Genomic DNA, 18,975 nt, shown 5'->3' on the forward strand with positions numbered 1-18,975 from the left:
CCATTTGCACTCGGCCGAATCGCGCTCCGATCACCCCTCGGTAAGCTGACGGCATGACAGGACAGGTACGTACCGTCGACGGCCGCGTGGCCGGTCGGCGCGGTCAGGCGACACGTCAGAAACTCCTTGAGTGCCTGAGCGAGATGCTCAGCTCCTCGCCCTACCGGGACGTCAAAGTCATCGACGTCGCCCGGAAGGCGGGCACTTCGCCGGCGACGTTCTACCAGTACTTCCCGGACGTCGAGGGCGCCGTCCTGGAGATCGCCGAGCAAATGGCCGTGGAGGGCGCCCAGTTGACGCAGCTCCTGGAGGGCCGCTCCTGGGTCGGCAAGGCCGGCTGGCAGACCTCGCAGGACCTGGTGGACGGGTTCCTCGACTTCTGGCGGAAGAACGACGCGATCCTGCGGGTCGTCGACCTCGGCGCGGCCGAGGGCGACAAGCGGTTCTACAAGATCCGGATGAAGATCCTGAACTCGGTGAACAACTCCCTTACGGACACCGTCAAGGAACTGAAGGCCAAGGGCAAGATCGACAAGGACGTGAGCCCGGCGGCCCTGGCCGGTTCGCTGGTCGCCATGCTCGCCGCGGTGGCCTCGCACCAGCGCGGCTTCCAGACCTGGGGCGTCAAGCAGGCCGAACTGAAGCCGAACCTGGCCATGTTGGTACATATGGGCGTGACGGGCAAGAAGCCGACGAAGTAGGCGTACGTACCCGAAGTCGCGCAGCACCGAAGTCCTGTCACCACGGCGGCGGATCACTCCGAGTGATCCGCCACTGTGCTCTCTGTGCCCACTGCGCGCACTGTGCCCGCTGTGCCCACTGCACTCGCTGCGCTTGCTGTGCCCGCTGCGCTTGCTGCGCTCCCTGTGCTCCCTGTGCTCCCTGTGCTCTCCGTGCCTTCCGCGCCTTCCGCGCCTTCCGCGCCCTCTACGTGCCGACGCCCGGGGGCCGCCGCTCGATCCGGAACAGCCGGATCTCGCGCTCCACGCGGGCCTGGTAGCCGGCGTACGGAGGCCAGAACGCGACGGCCGCCCGCCATGCCGCGGCCCGCTCGGCGCCCGCCAGCAACCGCGCCCGCACCGGGACGTCCGTGCCGCGCAGGCTGATCGAGGCGTCCGGATGGGCCAGCAGGTTGGCCGTCCACGCCGGATGTCCGGGTCGCCCGAAGTTGGACCCGACGAGCAGCCAGGTCCCGGCCTCCTCCGGCACGCAGGCCAACGGTGTGCGCCGCTCGACGCCACTGCGCGCGCCCCGCGCGGTGAGGATCACGCCGGGCAGCATCTGGGCGCTGAGCAGCACCTTTCCCCGGGTGAGCCGATGCACGGCACGGTCGAGGGCAGGCACGACGCGGGGTGCGACGCGGGCGAAGGCGCGGGTCGCCGACACCTTCTGCACCAGCTCGCGCACCGGCCGCCGCCCACGTCGGGCGCCCATCAGACGCCCGCCCCGGCCACTCGAACGGCGGGCGCGCCCCGCTTCCGCGCCCCGGCGCCCCCTGGGGAGCCCGTTCCGCCGAAGAGCCCGGCGCGTTCGGCCGCGTGCGCCCGCAGCCGGTGCACGGGCCCGAAGAGCAGTTCGTCCCCGGCCGCCCGTTTGACGTACAGATGGGCGTCGTGCTCCCAGGTGAAGCCGATGCCGCCGTGGAACTGGACGGCTTCGGCGGCGGCGCGGCGCAGGGCGTCGAGGCCGTGGGCGAGCGCGAGCCCGCCGACGCCCTCGCCGCCCCCCTCCGGCTGCCCGCCTTCCTCCTGCTGCCCGCACCCCTCCTGCCGCCCGCCTTCTTCCGGCTGCCCGCACCCCTCCTGCCGCCCGGCTCCGGCCGCCCAGGCGGCGTAGTACGCGGCCGAGCGCGCCGCCTGCACGGCCACGTACACGTCCGCGAGGCGGTGCTTCACGGCCTGGAAGGAGCCGATGGGGCGACCGAACTGCTCGCGCTCCTTGACGTGGGCGACGGTGCGGGCGAGGGCGTGGTCGGCGGCGCCGACGGCTTCGGCGGCGAGCAGCACGGCGGCCTGGTCGCCGACCCGCCCGAGCGCGGCGGCCCCGCCCCCGTCCGCCGTGTCCTCGCCCACCAACTCGGCGCCGACGTCCCGCAGTTCCAGCCGCGCGCGGGGCCGGGTCTCGTCGAGGGCGGTCTGGCGTACGCGTACGAGCCCGGGGGCACAGCCGCGTACGAGGAAGAGGAGGGTGCGGGAGCGGGCGTAGCCGCCGGTGTGCGCGGCCACGAGGACCAGCTCGGCGGTGTGCCCGTCGAGCACTTGGTCCACCTGCCCGTACAGCCGCCACCCGGCGCCCTCGGCCCGCGCCTGCACACCCCCCGCGAGGCCGCCGCCCGCCCAGTCGCCGGGGCCGCCGCCGACGAGGCCGAGGGCGGTGGCGAGGGCGGCGCCGGGGACGGCGAGGGTGGCGGTGAGGTCGCCGGCGGCGATGCGGGGGAGGTGGTCCGCCTGCTGGCGGGGGGTGCCGTGGGCGAGGAGCACGGGCGCGGCGAGGCCCGCGGTCGCGAGGAGCGGTGTCGGGGCGAGCGCCCGCCCGAGTTCCTCCGCGGCGAGCGCCGAATCGACCGGCCCGCAGCCGACCCCTCCGTACCGCTCGGGCAGCGCGAGTCCGGGCAGCCCGAGCCGCTTCGCGAGGACGGCCCACAGGGCGCCGTCGTACCCGGCGGGAGTGCGGACGGCGGCCTTGACGTCGTCAGGTCCGCAGCGCTCGGCGAGGGCGGCGCGCAGGGTGCGGCGGATCTCGTCCTGTTCGGCGGTGCAGGCGGCGTCCATCGCCGGGCTCCTCCCCCGGGCCCGCGAGGGACCCGCGTCACCGGGCCCTCGGGGGAACGAGGACCCGAACCTGACGCCTCGTCACATCCGATGCCGAGCGGACATACTAGGCCCCGACACCTGGCATTCCCACCCCCGCGACACGAGCCCGCCCCTACCTGCCCCCACCTGCCCCTACCTGCCACCCGACTAGCTGATATACCGTCAGATTCATGACGACGCAGCCGCGCTCGAGTATCCGGCAGCCGCACGGGGCCGCGCCCCGCCGTGCCGGGCGGAAGGTCGCCGTCGTAGGGGTGGCGCTGTCGGACTGCGGCCGGGTGGACGACGCGACGGCGTACGCGCTGCACGCGCAGGCGGCCCGGCGCGCGCTCGCGGACTCCGGGCTCGGCCGCGAGGTGATCGACGGGATCGCGTCGGCGGGGCTCGGGGTGCTTGCGCCGGTGGAGGTCGCGGAGTATCTGGGCCTGCGCCCGCGCTGGGTGGACTCCACGTCCGTGGGCGGGGCGACCTGGGAGGTGATGGCGGGGCACGCGGCCGACGCGATCGCGGCGGGGCACGCGAACGCGGTGCTGCTCGTCTACGGTTCGACGGCGCGGGCCGACCTCAAGGCGGGCCGGCGCACGGCGAACCTGTCGTTCGGGGCGGGGGGCCCGCTCCAGTTCGAGGCGCCCTACGGCCACACGCTGATCGCCAAGTACGCGATGGCGGCGCGTCGCCACATGCACGAGTACGGCACGACGCTGGCGCAACTCGCGGAGGTGGCGGTGCAGGCGCGGGCGAACGCGGCGGGCAACCCCGAGGCGATGTACCGCGACTCGATCACGGTGGACGACGTCCTGACGGGCCCCATGATCGCGGACCCGTTCACGAAGCTGCACTGCTGCATACGGTCCGACGGGGGCTGCGCGGTGCTCCTCGCCGCCGAGGAGTACGTGCCGGACTGCGCGTCCACGCCGGTGTGGGTCCTCGGCGCGGGCGAGCACGTCTCCCACACGACGATGTCCGAGTGGCAGGACTTCACGGTCTCCCCCGCAGCGATCAGCGGCCGCCTAGCCTTCGAACGCGCGGGGGTGCGTCCCGCGGACGTCGACATCGCCGAGGTCTACGACGCGTTCACGTACATGACGCTGGTGACCCTGGAGGACCTGGGCTTCTGCGGGAAGGGCGAGGGGGGTGCGTTCGTGGAGGGCGGCCGCTTGCGCCTGGACGGCGCGTTGCCCACGAACACGGACGGGGGCGGGCTTTCCGCGCAGCATCCTGGGATGCGGGGGCTTTTTCTGGTGGTGGAGGCGGTTCGGCAGTTGCGGGGGTGTGCGGTGGCCCCTGGGGTCGCCGGGGCCACCGGGTCCGCCGGGTCCACCGGGGCCGCGGGAGCCGCCGGGCCCCCGAGAGCGGCCAAGGCTGCCGGGCCAGCGGGGCGGCAGGTGTGGAAGGCCGGGGGGCGGTTGCCGGAGGTGGCGGTGGTTTCGGGGACCGGGGGGTGGTTCTGCTCTTCGGGGACTTTGGTGTTGGGGCGGTAGGGGGTGGGCCGGGCCGGCGACTCACCCCCGCAAGGACGGCGCCTCGGCGAGACTGTCAGGTGCTACGCCCACCCCTCCAGAGACACCTGCGGCCCATCCGCGAGATAGCGGTGGAGGGCGCTGGCGGTGGTGTCGACGAAGGCTTCGGGGATGGCGGTGGCGTCGGCCCAGCGGACCTGGGAGTGCTTGTGGGGTTCGCGGTTCTCGGGTTCGCCGGTCCATTCGTGGGCGGCGAAGACAACGGTGAGAAAGCCGTTGGGGGCTTCGACACCCCAGGCGCCGTGGATGATGTGGGCGACCTTGAGGGACTCGGGCTTCACCGTGAGGCCGGTCTCCTCGTAGAGCTCGCGGACCGCGGTTTCCGTGATGGGTTCGCCCGGTTCGCTCTTGCCGACAGGCAGGTCCCACATCCCCTGGGCGAACTTCGCGTTCTCGCTGCGCTGGAGAAGGACGACGCGGTTGGTGTCCTTGTCGTGGACGATGACCGCGGCGACCAGCAGGGTCATCGATTCGAGCGCCGGCTTGAGGGCCTTCGGCTGGTCGTCGGTCTGCTGGACCACGGTGTTCCCTTCGTCGGGCGGGTTGTGGGGCATGTTAGGCGAGGGTCTCGCGGGCGCGGCGGGCGAGATCGGTGGCACCGGGCACTTTGCGTCTTTGGTAGATCGCGAGTGTGGAGCGGATCGAGGTGATGGCCTTGCGGGTGCGGTCCGAGGTCATGCCCTCCATCAGGACCATGGCTTGGGCCCAGGCCGCGACGGCTTCGTCGGCCCGGGCCTGGGCGGCGAGGCTGTCGCCGAGGTCGGCGTGGGTGAGGGCGTGGACGCGCTTGTACTTCTCCGGGTCCCAGCGAGTGAGGGCGTCCCGGTGCTGATGTTCGGTGCCGGTGTGGTCGGCGAGGTCGGTCAGGGTGCGGGCAGTGTGGCTGGCCACGGTCCCGGCGGCCGGGCCGCTCACGTGGGAGTAGCTGGGCTGGGGACCGTCGACCCGCAGGAGGGCGTCCTCGGCGGCGAGCAGGGCGCGGGCGGCCGACGGGTGTTCGGCGGTGGCGGCAAAGGCGCGGGCATGAGTGATGTGAAGGAGGGCCTCGGTCTGGCCGTCGACGTGGCCGAGACCTTTGCGTAGGGCACCTTCGACGAGGTCGACGCAGTGGTGGGGCTGCTTGAGGCTCAGTGCCTGATGGGCGAGGGCACGCATCATCCAGGCGGCATGGCCGTGGGGGTCCGCTTCGCAGGCGAGCTTGTAGCCGACCTGGTAGTAGCGCTGGGCGGCGCCTTCCTGACCGAGGTCGTGGTGCTTCCATCCGGCTAGGTAGGCGAGTTCGGCGACTGCGCCGAAGGCGGCTCGACGCAACGCTTCGCCGGGGAAGCGGCCGCGCAGCATGGGGGCGGCTGTGTCGGCGAGGTACGCGGTGACGGTGGTCAGGCCGTGCCCGCCACCGAGGCGCTCGTCGGCTGCGCTGAACGCTGCGGTGATCTGGCGTACGACGTCGATGTCCTCTCCGCCGACCAGGGACGTGCCGGTGCGGGCGCGGAGCATGCGGGCGGTGGCCTCGTGGTCGTAACCAATCGGCATGGCGACGCCGGCGGTGGTGAAGGCCGCGACGGCGAGGAAGCGGCGGCGTTCGACGTCGGCGCGGCCCAGGTCGGTGGCCGCGAGGACGGGGTCGGATTCCGTCGGCTCTTCGTCATCACTGGTCCGGAGGCCGATCTCGGTCTGGGTGACGGTGCGCCCCACTCGGCGGGAAAGCGCCTCGGCGAGGTATTGACCCACCCGGCCCGACGGTGCGCGGGTGCCATTCACCCAGTGCGAGATGGCCGACTTGTTGGTCTGGAGGATCTCGCCGTTCTCGGCGGCGACACGTCGTACGTCTCGGGCAAGGGCCTCGTAGGTGCAACCGACCGCCGCGATGACGTCGCACAGACGGGGATTGGGGTCTCTCTGCGTCGCCACGCTCGCCTCCGTCCCGGAGCTGTAAACCGCGTATACCGCTCCAACTACCTGCCACCGTACCCACTGAGCGTGACTGCCGGTTCACTTGTCAGTAGCCGCCCGGAACGGCGCAACCCACATCCAGGCTCCCCCTGGTCCGGGCGGCACCCCGAAGTTCCGCACGCCCCCACCGGGTTCGGGCACTCCTGTGCCCGAACCCGGACGATCAGAGACGGAGACACGGTGACCACCACCGACATCACCGACATCACGGCCGTCACGGTTGAGCTGCCCGAGGCGTTCGACCCACGCTGGAGCCGCCTGCCCGGCATCCAGGTCGACGGCCGACGCATCACCATCGCCCCGGCCGAGTACTTCTTCCGCTTCGAGTCCAACACGTGGCTCGTCGCCGACTGGGAGCTGGTCAAGGTCCAGCTCCTGCACGTGGACGAGACGACCGAGAGTGCCGTCGAGCAGCTCGCGCTCGACTTCATCAAGCAGCACGGCGAGTCGACCTCCGACGCGGCCCGCGTCCTGGCCACCGCGTACGAGGTGTACGCCCACCTCTTCCGCGACGAGCACCTGACCGGCCTCGGACTCCCGCAGATCACCGCCGAGCACCTTCGGATGCTGCGCGAGGCGGCCACGCTCATGGCGCTCAACAAGGTCGAGCCGGACGGGCACATCTCCAACGTCGGCCCGTGCTGGTTCTTCCCCGCCGCCACCTCCGTCGTCTTCGACCTGGACGACGAGACGGGCGGGATGCTCGACGAGGTCTACCACGGCGGCTGGTTCAACGAGCACCGCCGGATCGAGTCCATCAAGGCCCACGCCGCCCTCGGCGGCCGCCTCGTGCACGGCTGCCAGTCCGTACCGGACCAGTCCGGCGGAGTCGTCGCACCCTACGGTGCCTCGATGGCCAACTTCCGCAACGACCTCGCCGCGTTCAAGGCGGGCTGGATCGAGCAGGTCCACGCCCACCGCGTGCCCCCCGCGGCATAACCCACCACCCCGATCGGGCCCCGGGGCGGGCCGGTATCCGTCGCCCGCCCCGGACGCCACCACCCCACCCCGGAGCCCTCCTGTGATCACGAACCCCAGCGCCGAACTCCTCGACAACCTGCTCACCGCGACCGGCCGGACCACCGCCGTACGCGAGGAGGTACGCGTGTGGTCCATGTCCGGCGTCGAACGCGTGACCTTCCCCGATGGCGCCACGGCCGTCTTCAAGTACGCCAAAAGGCCCTTCGACAGCGAGGACCAGGCCCTCCGCCTGGCCCGCACCCTCGGCGTACCCGTCCCCGAGATCCGCGCCTCCGCCGCCCTGGACGGCTGGCTCGGCATGCTCATGGAGGACCTCGGACCGTCCGTCCGTGAGGCCGACGACCTCGACGGTGCCGCCGCGGCCGTGGTCCTGCACGGAACCCGTACGGCGCCGCCCTTGCCCGTCCTCGACCAGGACCGGCTGCGGACGCTCCCGCCCAGGGCCCTTGAGCACCTCGAACGGCTGCGCAAGGCCGACCGGTGGCAGGACGCCGACGACGTCGAAGACGCGCTCAACCGGATCGCCCAGGCCGCCGAAGCCCGCTCAGCCGGAGCGATCCTTGCGCCGTTCGGCTGGGTGCACTCCGAGTTCCACCCCACCAGCCTCCACATCGGGGAGCGCGGCTGGCGGCTGCTCGACTTCGCCCGCGCCTTCACCGGCCCCGGCCTGCTCGACCTCGCCAGCTGGCACGGCACCGTCGAACCCCCGCACCCCGCGCGCCTGCGCCTCTTCCTGGAGCAGTACGTCACCGCCGGTGGCACCCCCGACGCCCTGGCCTCGCGCGGCGGGCTGACCGCCGAGAACTGGGCCCTGGGCTGGCACCGCATGTGGGCCGTCGAATGGTTCATGGAGCAGTCCGTCCGCTGGATCGACGACCCGGCCACCGACCCCGCCCACATCGACGCCGTCCGCCGCCACCTCTCCGACGTCGTGCGCCTCCTGGAGGTCTGACGTGCCTGCCCAGGCATCCCCATGGCTCGCTCACGCCGTTCAGCGCACCGCCGCCGGACGCGCCGAGCCTCTCTCCGTACCCGCCCGGATGGAGTGGACCACGAGACCCGGCCAAGGCCCTGGAGCCGATGTCCTCGGCCCCGACCTGCGCGGCAAGAGACTCCTGGAACTGGGCTGCGGCCCCGGCCACAATGCAGCCCACCTCGCCACCCGACACGGCGCCCACGTCACCGGCGTCGATCTGGTCGGCCTCCAGGTCCGCCGCGCCCGCTCCCACTACGGGCGGCTGAACAACCTCACCTTCGTCGCCGGGCACGCCCTGCACCACCTGCACGCCTCCGACGAGCAGTTCGACGCGATCTACTCCGTCTTCGGCGCAGTAGGGCTCGCCGCCCCCGAACTCCTGCTCCCGGCCATCGCCCGACGCCTCACGCCCGGCCGGGTGCTCGCCTTCTCCGTCCCCCACCCGCAGCGCGGCGGCCGCAGCCCGTCCGGCGACGACCGTCCCCGCCGCGACCACGTCACTCTCCCCGACCGCTCCCGGCTCCCCGTCGCCCGGTGGGAGTTCTCCACGGACCGCTGGGAGAAGCACCTCGGTCGAACGGGTTTCCGGATCACCTCTGCCAAGGAGTTCCACGATCCCCGCGCGGGCCACTGGCCCACCACCCTGCTGATCCGCGCCCGCAGGCTCTGACAGCCGCGACCGTCCGGCCCGTGGAGGACCGATGCGCCCGCCCTACCTGCTTCTCGACGTCGACGGCGTCCTCGTACCCTTCCCCGACGAGCACGGCTCGACCCCGGCCACCCACGCCCGCCACGACGTCGCCCCGACCGGCCGCAGCACCGACGACCCGGTCGCCGTCTGGCTCAACCCCGACCACGGCCACCTGCTCATGGACGTCATCCGCACCGGCCTGGTCACCCCCGTCTGGTGCACCAGCTGGCGCCAGGACGCCACCACCCTCATCGGGCCACTCCTGGGCCTCCCGACGCTGCCGTACGTCGACCTGCCGCGCCCGCAGATCACCACCAGCCACCCCAACGGCTACCTGTGGAAACGCGACCACGTCGACACCTGGCTCGGCGACGCCGCCGCCGTCTGGATCGACGACGACTTCACCGCTCTCGACCATGCCTGGGCGAGAGAGCGCACCGCCCACGGAACGGCTACCCTCCTCGTTCAGCCCGATCCCCACCTCGGGCTGCAGTCCGAGCATCTGACCGAAGTCGCAACGTGGGTCGCGCGCTTACCCACAGCCCAAGCCCGCGCCGTCTGACGGCAGGTGCGCTGTGGGACCTACTGCCGCGGATCGGCCGGTGCGGGCCACCCCCGACCCAGCAGCTCGCGTCAAGGGGTGACCCACAGTCCGAGCACCGCGGCCGGACCCCCGCTCAGGGGGCGGGCAGCCGGGTACGGCTGTTCAGTCCTGGTGGAGTTCGTTGCGCCCCGGCCCCCCGGACAGCTTGTCCCTGCCAGTGCCGCCCCACAGGACGTCGTCGCCGCTGTTGCCCCACAGGGTGTCGTTCCCGGCCTCGCCGTACAGCTTGTCGTTGCCCTTGCCGCCGAAGAGGACGTCGGCGCCGCCCTTGCCGTGCAGGACGTCGTTGCCGTCCTCGCCGTGCAGGGTGTTCTCCTCGCCGGTGCCGGTCAGGGAGTCGTTGCCGGGGCCGCCGAAGCAGTCCTGGCTACAGCGCGTGAGGGTGTCGTTCCCGGCGTCGCCGAACGGGCCGAAGCCCATCGGGCCGCCGCCGCCGTCGAGGCGGTCGTCGCCGTCGCCGCCGTGCAGGATCGCGGACTGCGACGCCTTGATGACATCGTTGCCCTTGCCGCCGTAGACGCCGGCCCAAGCGCTGCTGTCGAGCGGGAGGGTCGCGGTGTCGCTCTTGTCGCCGAGGTCGATGCGGTAGGTGTCGGAGTCGTCCGAGTTCTCCGGGATCTTGAACGCGCAGCGTACGGCGGTGCGGTCGCCCTCCTCGGGGTACACGCACTCGTCCCACTCCGCCGCGTCGGCGGAGATGGTGATGTCGTACTTGTCGTGGAAGGTGATGAGGTAGTAGTCGTCGTGCTCGCCGCGGTGCTCGATCCTCTCGTCGACCGTCACCTTGTTTACCTGGCCGGGCGCCGCCTTGTAGTAGAGCTCGTCGCCGTCGTGGACGACGGACGCCGTGGCCCGCGCGGCGGTCGGCGCGGCCGGCGCCGCCTGGGCGTTCGACGCCGTTAAGGCGGCCGTGCCGAGGGTCAGGGCGAGCGTGGCGGTGGCTGCGACGGTCCGGTGAATGCGCATGCGGAAGTAACCCTTCAGGGTGTGCGGATGTGCGGCTGTGCGGGTGTGCTCGTTCGTGTGCGTGCGGCTGTTGGTGTCGTGGTGCTTCTGGTCATTCAGTTAGACAGGAGGCCCGGGAGCCGCGTTGCCCCGCGGCTCATGAACAGCGGCGGACGGCACGGTGACCGGTACGTGACCCTCGTCCTGGCAGCCGTGCCCCGCCCAGGGGGAGAGAATCTCCCCCATGACCACACCCGACCCCGCTGCCGCCCCCGCCCCACCCCCCACGGAGTTCCAACGGCTCCTGCGCGCCCAGAAGGTGTGGGACATCGACCTGCCGGAGTTCGACCCCGCGGTGGCCCCGCCCGTCCCCGTGGCCCTGTTCCACCGCTGGTTCGCCGAAGCGGTCGACGCGGGCCAGCCCGAGCCGCACACCATGGCGCTGGCGACGGTCGACGAGACCGGCGAGGACGGCAAGGACCGCGCCCCGGACGTCAGGACCGTGATGCTGCACGACGCCGACGACGCCGGCTGGCACTTCGCGACCCACGCGACAAGCGCCAAGGGCAGGCAGCTCGCCGCCCACCCGCGAGGGGCCCTGCACTTCTACTGGCCCGCACAGGCCCGCCAGATCAGGCTGCGCGGCCCCGTGCGGACGGCTCCGCACCGCGAGGCGCTCGCCGATCTGCACGCCCGCTCGACGGGGGCCCTCGCGGCGGCGCTCGTCGGTCGTCAGAGCGAAGTGCTGACCTCGTACGCGGAGTTGACGCGTGCCTCGGAGGCCGCGTGGGAACGTGCCCACACAGAACCTGACGCCGACGCGCCGGGCTGGACGCTGTACGTACTGGTGCCGCAAGAGGTGGAATTCTTCCAGGGGGACGCGCGGAGGCGGCATGTGCGACTGCGCTACCGCGCGACGCCGAACGAGGGCTGGGTGAGGGAGTTGATGTGGCCGTGACGACCCACGAGGAACCCGCGCTGCGTCCGGCGACGCTGGACGACGCGGCAGACGTCGCCCGGATCTGGCACGAGGGCTGGGCCGACGGCCACCTCGGCAACGTGCCCGCCGCGCTGCTCGCGGTGCGCACCCCGCACTCCTTCGGGCTGCGCGCCCCGCAGCGGGTCACGGACACCGTCGTCGCCGTGGTGGGCGGCGCGGTCGCCGGCTTCGTGATGGTGGTCGACGACGAGGTCGAGCAGGTGTACGTCGCGGCGGACCACCGCGGTACCCGGGTCGCGAAGGCCCTCCTCACCGCCGCCGAACAGCGGGTGGCGGGCAAGGGGTACGCGCGGGCCTGGCTCGCCGTCGTCAACGGCAACGCCCGCGCCCGCAGATTCTACGAACGCAACGGCTGGACCGACGAGGGCCTCTTCGAGTACCTGGCGGCGAGCGACAACGGTCCCATCCGCGTACCGTGCCATCGGTACGCGAAGCGGGTCGCGGCGGTCGGCTGAGCGGGCGTTGCGGCAGCCGGTCGCGGATGCGCCGTCCGGCTGCCGGTGTGGCATCCGGGTGCGGCAACCGGTCGTGGATGTGGCATCCGGGTGCGGCAACCGGTCGTGGATGTGGCCTCCGGGTGCGGCAGTCGGTCGCGGATGCGGCATCCGGGTGCGGCAGTCGGTCGCGGATGCGGCATCCGGGTGCGGCAACCGGTCGCGGTTTCGGCATCCGGGTGCGGCAACCGGTCGCGGATTCGGCATCCGGCTGCGTCCCACGCGTACGTGTGGCCCCACGCGCACAGGCATGCGGACGAGTGGCCCCATGCGTACGCATGCCTGTGCGCGTACGCGCATGCCTGTGCGCGTACGCGCACCCCTGCCCCCGTACGCATGCCCGCGCCCGTACGCGCACACTCAAGCGCCCGCCCCCACACACCGCCGGAACACCGGCACCACCGGACCCCCCGGCGCCCGCACACGGAAGACCACCTCCAGGGGCAGACCCGGACGCAGCCCCGCGCCCGCGACGGACGCGGCGGCCTCGACGAGTTCTGTCATCATGCGCGGGCCCTCGGCCAGGTCGACGACCGCGGCCGTGTACGGGACGCGGGTCGCGAAGGGCGGCAGGTCGTTCCGGTGGACGACGGACCAGGTGTAGAGGGTGGCCCGGCCGCTCGCCCGCTCCCAGGTGACGTCCTCGCTCCAGCAGTGCGGACAGAACTCGCGGGGGTAGTGGTGCGCGCGCCCGCAGGCGGGGGCGTGGCATCGGCGGATCAGGAGCCGCCCCTCGGCGGCGGCGTCCCAGTAGGGGCGGGTGAAGGCGTCGGGCTCGGGGAGATCGTGCCGCGCGCCCCCTGCCCGGCCACGCGGCACCTGCTCCTCCAGCGGAACCTCCCCCTTCACCGGGCACCCCCCGCAGCCCCGTCCGAACTCACCCCGCCCGGACCCACCTCACCTGGACCCGCCCCGCCCGGACCCGCCCCGCCCTCATCCCCTACGGCGCACAAGACGGCCCACAAGCCCCCCGCACGCCCCTCAAACCAGCCCTTTTCGCCCCACCGGCCCCGACTCCCCGACCGCACACCGCCCCGGGAGCGGTGCATCGTGCACCGACCGCCGCCGCCGTACCCGAACGCCTCCACGCCGCGCCCCCTCTTCCCGCCTCTTCCCGCCTCGGGCCGCCGCCCCGCCCCACCCCGCCAGGGATGTTCCGGGCACCGACACCTCCTCGACCTGACGGTATGTCAGTTCAATGCGAAGGGCGACAGGACGACAGAAGCGTCACGGGAGTACAGGAAAGGGTGCGCGCGCGTCCGTACGCGTGATCGGATCGCAACCGGTTTCGGACTTGACCGTCACCCATCAAGTGACGGCGTGGTTACGCTCCAGAACATGGCCGACTCCACCACCTCCCGCGCGCGCCGCGCCGAGCGCCCCGCGACCAGGCGCCCGGCCGACGACCGCCCGGTCTACGTCATCGGCGGCGGCCCCGGCGGGCTCGCCACCGCGGCCGCGCTGCGCGCCCGCGGCGTACGCGCCGTCGTCCTGGAGAAGTCCGACCGGGTCGGCGACTCCTGGCGCGCGCACTACGACCGCCTCCGGCTGCACACCACCCGCCGCCTCTCCGGCCTGCCGGGCCTCGCGATACCGCGCTCCTTCGGGCGCTGGGTCGCGCGCGACGACGTGGTCCGCTATCTGGAGAAGTACGCCGAGCACCACGGCCTGGAGGTCGTCACCGGCGTGGAGGTCTCCCGCCTGGAGCGGACGGCCGACGACGCCGGCTGGCTCCTCCGCGCCACCGGCGGCCGCGAGCTCACCGGCAGCGCCGTCGTGATCGCCACCGGCCACAACCACACCCCGCGCCTGCCGGACTGGCCCGGCCGTGAGGCCTACACCGGCGACCTGCTGCACGCGAGCGCCTACCGCAACCCCGCCCCGTACGCAGGCAAGGACGTCCTGGTCGTCGGCGTCGGCAACACCGGTGCGGAGATCGCCGTCGACCTCGTCGAGGGCGGCGCCGCCCGGGTGCGGCTCGCGGTGCGCACGACGCCGCACATCGTGCGCCGGTCCACGGCCGGGTGGCCCGCGCAGCGCTCCGGCATCCTGTGCCGCCGACTGCCACTGCCCGTGGTCGACCGCCTCGCCCGCGTGGTGGCGCGGGTGAGCGTGCCCGACCTGTCCGCGCGGGGGCTGCCGCGCCCGCGGACCGGCCTCTACTCCCGGGTCCGGCAGGGCGCCATCCCGGTGCAGGACGTCGGCCTGATCGACGCCGTGCGCGCGGGCCGCGTCGAGCCGGTGGCAGCCGTGGAGTCCTTCGAGCAGGACAAGGTCGTCCTCGCGGACGGCAGCCGCGTGGGCCCGGACGCCGTCATCGCCGCCACCGGCTACCACCGCGCCCTGGAACCACTGCTCGGCCACCTCGGCGTGCTCGACGACCGCGGGCGCCCCCGGGCGCACGGCCCGCGCACCGCGCCGGGCGCCCCCGACCTGTACTTCACCGGCTTCACCAACCCCATCAGCGGGATGCTGCGCGAACTGGCCAGGGACGCCGGACGGATCGCGGGGGCGGTGGCGAAAGCACAGGCACGGGCGCAGGCACGGGCGCAGGCACAGGCGCGCGCGAAGGCTCGCGCACAGGCGCGCGCCGAGGCTCGCGGGTGAGGGGCTACGGCCCCCCGGGGCCTACCGACCCGTAAGTAACCGGCCAGTTCGCCCGCGCGCCCTTGGCAGCGGCCGGTTTCTGCGGTTCCGTGGTGTTACCGGGCGTACGCAGCTGTCGCACCCTCCCCGGGCGACTCCTCCGTACCCGGCCGCGCCCCGACACACCACGACTCCTCCGTACCGGTACGACGACCTCCCCGCACCGTCGTCAAATACACGCAGCCCCATTCCTGACGCAACGTCAGTTCAGTAATCTGACTATGCGTCAGTTATGTTGCTGTCACACAGGAGCGGGCGGACCGATGCTTGGATCGACATACGGCACCTTCACCTCCGACCCCCGCCGCGCCCGCGCGGTGGCCTGCGGCAGCCTTCCCGCCGCCACCGTCCACGGCCGCGCCGCGGCAGCCGGCGACCTGGACGTCGGCGGCCGGCCGCTGTACGCCGACGTACCCGACCTCGACCGGTTCTTCCACCCCGAGTCCGTCGCCGTCATCGGCGCGTCCGACGCCGAGGGACGGCCCAACACGGGCATCACGCGCCGCCTGCTCGACTGGTCCGAGCGGGTCGGCGCGCGGCTGCACCCCGTGCATCCGACCCGTGACGCCGTCTTCGGCCGGCCGTGCGTCCGCTCGGTCGGGGAGCTGTCCGAGACAGTCGACCTGGCCGTGCTCCTGGTCGGCGATCCGCTGCCGGTCGTCGAGGAACTCGCGGAGGCCAAGGTGAAGTTCGCCGTGGCGTTCGCGGCCGGGTTCGCGGAGTCCGGCGACGCGGGCGCCGCCGAGCAGGAGCGGCTCGCCGCGGCGGCCGGCCGCGCGGGGGTGCGCCTCCTCGGCCCGAACACCAACCTCAACGCCTTCGAGGAGTTCCGCGACGACCTGGAAGGCCCCGCCATCGCGCTGATCACCCAGTCCGGCCACCAGGGCCGTCCCGTCTTCACCCTCCAGGAGCTCGGGGTGCGCCTCTCCCACTGGGCACCGACCGGCAACGAGGCCGATCTGGAGACCGCGGACTTCATCTCGTACTTCGCCGAGCAGCCCGAGGTCGGCGCGATCGCCGCGTACGTGGAGGGGCTGAAGGACGGTCGCGCCTTCCTGCTGGCCGCCGACCGGGCGGCCCGGCGCGGGGTGCCGGTGGTCGCGGTCAAGGTGGGGCGCACCGAGACCGGGGCGCGCACGGCCGCGTCGCACACCGGCAAGCTGACCGGGTCCGACGCCGTCGTGGACGCGGCGATGCGGCAGTTCGGGGTGATCCGTGTCGACGGGCTCGACGAACTCCAGGACACGGCCGCGCTGTTGGCGCGGGCGCGGCCACCGCGGTCGGACGGGGTCGTCGTGTACTCGATCTCGGGCGGCACCGGCGCCCACTTCGCCGACCTCGCCACCGGGGCGGGCCTGCGCCTGCCGACGCTGTCCGCCGCCAAGCAGGCCGAACTCCACGACTGGATCCCCCACTACCTGAACGTCGCCAACCCGGTGGACAACGGCGGCCACCCGGTCGGGGACTGGCGCGGCCGGAAGATCATCGACGCGATCCTGGCCGACCCCGACGTCGGCGTCCTCATCTGCCCGATCACCGGCCCCTTCCCCCCGATGAGCGACAAGCTCGCCGAGGACCTGGTGGCGGCGGCCGAGGAGACGGACAAGCTGGTGTGCGTGGTGTGGGGGTCGCCGGTGGGCACGGAGGCCGCGTACCGCCAGACGCTGCTCGGCTCGTCGCGGGTCGCCACCTTCCGTACGTTCGCCAACTGCATCGGCGCGGTACGGGCGTACGTCGACCACCACCGGTTCACGTCCTCCTACCGCTCCCCCTTCGACGAGGCCCCGCGCACCGTCTCGCCGTCCTTCCGCAAGGCCCAGGCCCTCCTCGAACCGGGCCACCGCCTGAGCGAACACGCGGCGAAGCAACTCCTGCGGGCGTACGGGATCCGCGTACCGCGCGAGCAACTGGTCACCAGCGCGGCGGCTGCCGTACGGGCGGCGGGCCTGGTCGGCTACCCCGTCGTCATGAAGGCGTCCGGCGCCGGCATCGCCCACAAGACCGAGCTCGGCCTGGTCAGGGTCGGCCTCACCTCCGCCAGCCAGGTCCGCGACGCCTACCGGGACCTCACCGACATCGCCCGCTACGAGGGCGTCGGCCTCGACGGCGTCCTGGTCTGCCAACTGGTACCCGTCGGCGTCGAGATGGTCGTCGGCGTCGCCCCCGACCCGCTCTTCGGGCCGACGGTCACGGTCGGGCTCGGCGGGGTGCTCGTGGAGGTGCTGCGGGACGTCGCGGTACGGGTGCCGCCGTTCGGCGAGGAGGAGGCCCGCCGCATGGTCGCCGCCCTGCGCGGGCGCGCCCTCCTCGACGGGGTCCGGGGCGCGGCCCCCGCCGACGTCGACGCCCTGGTCGAGGTCGTCCTGCGCGTCCAGCGCATGGCCCTCGAACTCGGGGACTCCCTCGCCGAGCTCGACATCAACCCGCTGGTCGTGCTGGACCGGGGGCAGGGGGCTGTGGCCCTGGACGCCTTGGCCGTCTGCCACTGAGGGGGCACCCGCCCTTCCACCCGCCCTCCACCCGCACCGGGGTCGAGGGGCCACACCCACCCCGTCCGGCGACGGCCCCGCAACGAGCCGCCGCTCCGCGGCGGTCTTCCCCCACCCACCCACCCTTCTCTCCCACCCGCCCCGGCGTATTTCCAGCCCGTCCAGCGTTTGAGGACGAGGCGCGCAGCGCCGACAAGAGCTGGGGTCCAGGGGGCGCAGCGCCCCTGGTTACGGGAAGGGGGCGGGACTGGGGCGCCCCGCGAGGCCACATCCACCCACCCACCCACCCACCCACACCGAAACGGACCCCACATGCCCACCCCCGACCCAACCTCCGCCCCCGCCCTCCTCCACACCCTCGACGCCCAAGGCATCTCCTGGATCACCCTCAACCGCCCGGACGTCCTGAACGCCCTCACCCCCACCCAACGCGACGACCTGATCACCCTCCTGGAGGGAGCGACCACCGACCCGACGGTGCGAGCCGTCGTCCTCACAGCCACCGGCAAGGGCTTCTGCGCCGGCGCGGACCTCCGGGTCGGCACCGGCACCCCGCCCCCCACCGCGGAACGCCAGGCGGGCGACATCTCCCGCACCCTCAGACAGGGCGCCCAGCGCCTGATCACCGCGGTCCTGGACTGCGAGAAACCGGTCCTCGCGGCGGTGAACGGCACGGCGGCGGGCCTGGGCGCCCACCTGGCCCTGGCCTGCGACCTGGTCCTGGCGGCGGAGTCGGCCCGCTTCATCGAGGTGTTCGCCCGCAGGGGCCTGGTCCCGGACGGCGGGGGCGCCTATCTGCTCCCCCGACTGATCGGCCCCCAGCGCGCCAAGGAACTGATGTTCTTCGGCGACGCGATCGACGCCACGGAGGCGGCCCGCCTGGGCCTGGTCAACCGTGTCGTCCCGGACGCCGACCTGGAGAAGACGACCCGCGCCTGGGCGGACCGCCTGGCCGCGGCCCCCACCCGCGCCCTCGCCCTCACCAAGCAGCTCGTGAACGCCTCCCTGGAGTCGGACCGCACCACCGCCCTCGCCGCGGAGGCCGCCGCACAGGAGATCAACATGACGACGCGGGACGCGCAGGAGGGAGTGCGAGCGTTCGTGGAACGCAGGCAGCCCGCGTACCGGGGCCACTGAGCTCGATCATCCCGCGGCTATCCCACGGACCGGGACCTGGACCACAGCTCCTCGGCATGCTCGGAGAAGCGATCGAACATGCCGCCCTCGCCGACCCGCCGCAGGTGCAGCAGGGGCGAGTCGTGGCCGACCAGCCTGGCCAGGTGGGGGGTCACCAACGCGTCGCCGTCGAACCGGAAGACTGACAGGGACACATGGTTGATGGCGTCCTCGGGTGCGCTGAAGCGCACCTCCAGCCCCTCCACCGGGTCGAGCCGCGCCAGTTCTTCCAAGGTCATGTTGATGCGCGTGGAGACCGAGAGAGCAATGTCCTCGACGGCTTCCCGCTGCCGGGTGACCTCGCCTCCCGGATCACCGAGCAGAAAGCGGACCCGAACGCCGTCACGCGTCTTGCGCCGGAGTACCTGCGAGAACGCCGGAACCAGCGTCCAGAAGAAGTAGTTGGTGTAGCCGCTCAGGAACAGCTCTTCCCGGGTCTCTTCGGACAAGGAGCCCCAGAGTGTCGACGGGGCCGCGGAACGGTAGGGGTAACTCTGGACGATCTCCAGGTCCCCACCTGTCTTCAGCCGCTCCTTGACGGCTTTGGGCCAGAGCATGTCTTCATCCACTCCCAACGCGTGCAGCCAAACGTCGGGGTGACTGGTTGGCAGCGTCCATAGCGTGCCTCAGCGATGTATTCAAGGTCTCCCCCACGGACATTTGGACCTTTTGCAAGGTAGCGCCCCG

At 72.7% G+C, this 18,975-nt stretch carries 18 protein-coding genes; 11 read left to right on the forward strand and 7 right to left on the reverse strand.

What is annotated here, in order from left to right; genetic code table 11:
* The first annotated feature begins 53 nt into the window (after positions 1-53).
* Positions 54-701, forward strand: coding sequence for a TetR family transcriptional regulator (locus GPA10_RS15245; RefSeq protein ID WP_058846177.1), 648 nt, complete (start codon positions 54-56; stop codon positions 699-701).
* 226 nt (positions 702-927) lie between these two features.
* On the opposite strand, the gene GPA10_RS15250 is transcribed toward GPA10_RS15245, so the two are convergent.
* Complete coding sequence (locus tag GPA10_RS15250) at positions 928-1,434, reverse strand: nitroreductase/quinone reductase family protein (RefSeq protein ID WP_157165953.1); 507 nt, start codon at positions 1,432-1,434, stop codon at positions 928-930.
* Positions 1,434-2,771, reverse strand: a complete 1,338-nt coding sequence (locus tag GPA10_RS15255; protein WP_157165954.1) for an acyl-CoA dehydrogenase family protein — start codon at positions 2,769-2,771, stop codon at positions 1,434-1,436. Before GPA10_RS15255 ends, GPA10_RS15250 begins: the two co-directional genes overlap by 1 nt.
* 212 nt (positions 2,772-2,983) lie before the next feature.
* Here GPA10_RS15255 and GPA10_RS15260 point away from each other — a divergent pair, with 212 nt between their 5' ends.
* Positions 2,984-4,294 carry a thiolase C-terminal domain-containing protein gene (locus tag GPA10_RS15260; protein ID WP_157165955.1) on the forward strand — a complete coding sequence of 437 codons (1,311 nt, stop codon included), beginning with the start codon at positions 2,984-2,986 and terminating at the stop codon, positions 4,292-4,294.
* Positions 4,295-4,356: 62 nt separating this feature from the next.
* Here GPA10_RS15260 and GPA10_RS15265 read toward each other — a convergent pair whose 3' ends face one another.
* Together GPA10_RS15265 and GPA10_RS15270 are read right to left on the reverse strand one after the other, a co-directional pair.
* On the reverse strand, positions 4,357-4,887 hold the full coding sequence (locus tag GPA10_RS15265) for an NUDIX domain-containing protein (protein WP_157165956.1): 531 nt from the start codon (positions 4,885-4,887) through the stop codon (positions 4,357-4,359).
* A 1-nt stretch (position 4,888) separates the two neighbouring features.
* The gene (locus GPA10_RS15270; protein ID WP_343040881.1) at positions 4,889-6,244 is read right to left on the reverse strand and encodes an NsdA family TPR-like regulatory protein; all 1,356 of its coding nucleotides are present in this window, start codon (positions 6,242-6,244) and stop codon (positions 4,889-4,891) included.
* Between the two features lie 222 nt (positions 6,245-6,466).
* Between GPA10_RS15270 and GPA10_RS15275 the strand changes: the two genes are divergently transcribed.
* The 4 genes from GPA10_RS15275 to GPA10_RS15290 all read left to right on the forward strand — a co-directional run bounded on the left by GPA10_RS15275 (position 6,467) and on the right by GPA10_RS15290 (position 9,496).
* Positions 6,467-7,225 carry a hypothetical protein gene (locus GPA10_RS15275; RefSeq protein ID WP_343040883.1) on the forward strand — a complete coding sequence of 253 codons (759 nt, stop codon included), beginning with the start codon at positions 6,467-6,469 and terminating at the stop codon, positions 7,223-7,225.
* Between the two features lie 82 nt (positions 7,226-7,307).
* Positions 7,308-8,219 (forward strand): phosphotransferase family protein, encoded by a 912-nt coding sequence (locus tag GPA10_RS15280; protein ID WP_343040885.1) that lies wholly within the window; start codon positions 7,308-7,310, stop codon positions 8,217-8,219.
* 1 nt (position 8,220) lies between these two features.
* Positions 8,221-8,913, forward strand: coding sequence for a class I SAM-dependent methyltransferase (locus GPA10_RS15285; protein ID WP_343040886.1), 693 nt, complete (start codon positions 8,221-8,223; stop codon positions 8,911-8,913).
* Between the two features lie 31 nt (positions 8,914-8,944).
* Entirely contained in the window at positions 8,945-9,496 is a 552-nt protein-coding gene (locus GPA10_RS15290; RefSeq protein ID WP_157165957.1) for an HAD domain-containing protein, read from the forward strand.
* A 144-nt stretch (positions 9,497-9,640) separates the two neighbouring features.
* On the opposite strand, the gene GPA10_RS15295 is transcribed toward GPA10_RS15290, so the two are convergent.
* Entirely contained in the window at positions 9,641-10,504 is an 864-nt protein-coding gene (locus tag GPA10_RS15295; protein ID WP_157165958.1) for a calcium-binding protein, read from the reverse strand.
* A gap of 223 nt (positions 10,505-10,727) precedes the next feature.
* On the opposite strand from GPA10_RS15295, the gene GPA10_RS15300 reads away from it, so the two are divergent.
* Together GPA10_RS15300 and GPA10_RS15305 are read left to right on the forward strand one after the other, a co-directional pair.
* Positions 10,728-11,441: a pyridoxal 5'-phosphate synthase gene (locus tag GPA10_RS15300; RefSeq protein WP_157165959.1), complete on the forward strand. Its 714-nt coding sequence runs from the start codon at positions 10,728-10,730 to the stop codon at positions 11,439-11,441.
* Positions 11,438-11,938, forward strand: a complete 501-nt coding sequence (locus tag GPA10_RS15305; protein ID WP_058846422.1) for a GNAT family N-acetyltransferase — start codon at positions 11,438-11,440, stop codon at positions 11,936-11,938. The genes GPA10_RS15300 and GPA10_RS15305 overlap by 4 nt, the downstream gene beginning before the upstream one ends.
* A gap of 399 nt (positions 11,939-12,337) precedes the next feature.
* On the opposite strand, the gene GPA10_RS15310 is transcribed toward GPA10_RS15305, so the two are convergent.
* A complete protein-coding gene (locus GPA10_RS15310) occupies positions 12,338-12,826 on the reverse strand; it encodes a Zn-ribbon domain-containing OB-fold protein (RefSeq protein WP_425505746.1) in 489 nt (162 codons plus the stop codon).
* Positions 12,827-13,315: 489 nt separating this feature from the next.
* Here GPA10_RS15310 and GPA10_RS15315 point away from each other — a divergent pair, with 489 nt between their 5' ends.
* From GPA10_RS15315 to GPA10_RS15325, 3 genes are all read left to right on the forward strand, one after another.
* Positions 13,316-14,584 carry a flavin-containing monooxygenase gene (locus GPA10_RS15315; RefSeq protein WP_157165960.1) on the forward strand — a complete coding sequence of 423 codons (1,269 nt, stop codon included), beginning with the start codon at positions 13,316-13,318 and terminating at the stop codon, positions 14,582-14,584.
* 302 nt (positions 14,585-14,886) lie between these two features.
* Positions 14,887-17,112, forward strand: coding sequence for an acetate--CoA ligase family protein (locus tag GPA10_RS15320; protein WP_157165961.1), 2,226 nt, complete (start codon positions 14,887-14,889; stop codon positions 17,110-17,112).
* A 312-nt stretch (positions 17,113-17,424) separates the two neighbouring features.
* Positions 17,425-18,249, forward strand: coding sequence for an enoyl-CoA hydratase/isomerase family protein (locus tag GPA10_RS15325; protein WP_157165962.1), 825 nt, complete (start codon positions 17,425-17,427; stop codon positions 18,247-18,249).
* 17 nt (positions 18,250-18,266) lie between these two features.
* On the opposite strand, the gene GPA10_RS15330 is transcribed toward GPA10_RS15325, so the two are convergent.
* A complete protein-coding gene (locus tag GPA10_RS15330) occupies positions 18,267-18,857 on the reverse strand; it encodes an XRE family transcriptional regulator (protein WP_425505747.1) in 591 nt (196 codons plus the stop codon).
* Positions 18,858-18,975 lie beyond the last annotated feature (118 nt).

It is taken from the genome of Streptomyces typhae (genome assembly GCF_009755605.1).
GTDB classification, from domain to species: Bacteria; Actinomycetota; Actinomycetes; order Streptomycetales; family Streptomycetaceae; genus Streptomyces; species Streptomyces typhae.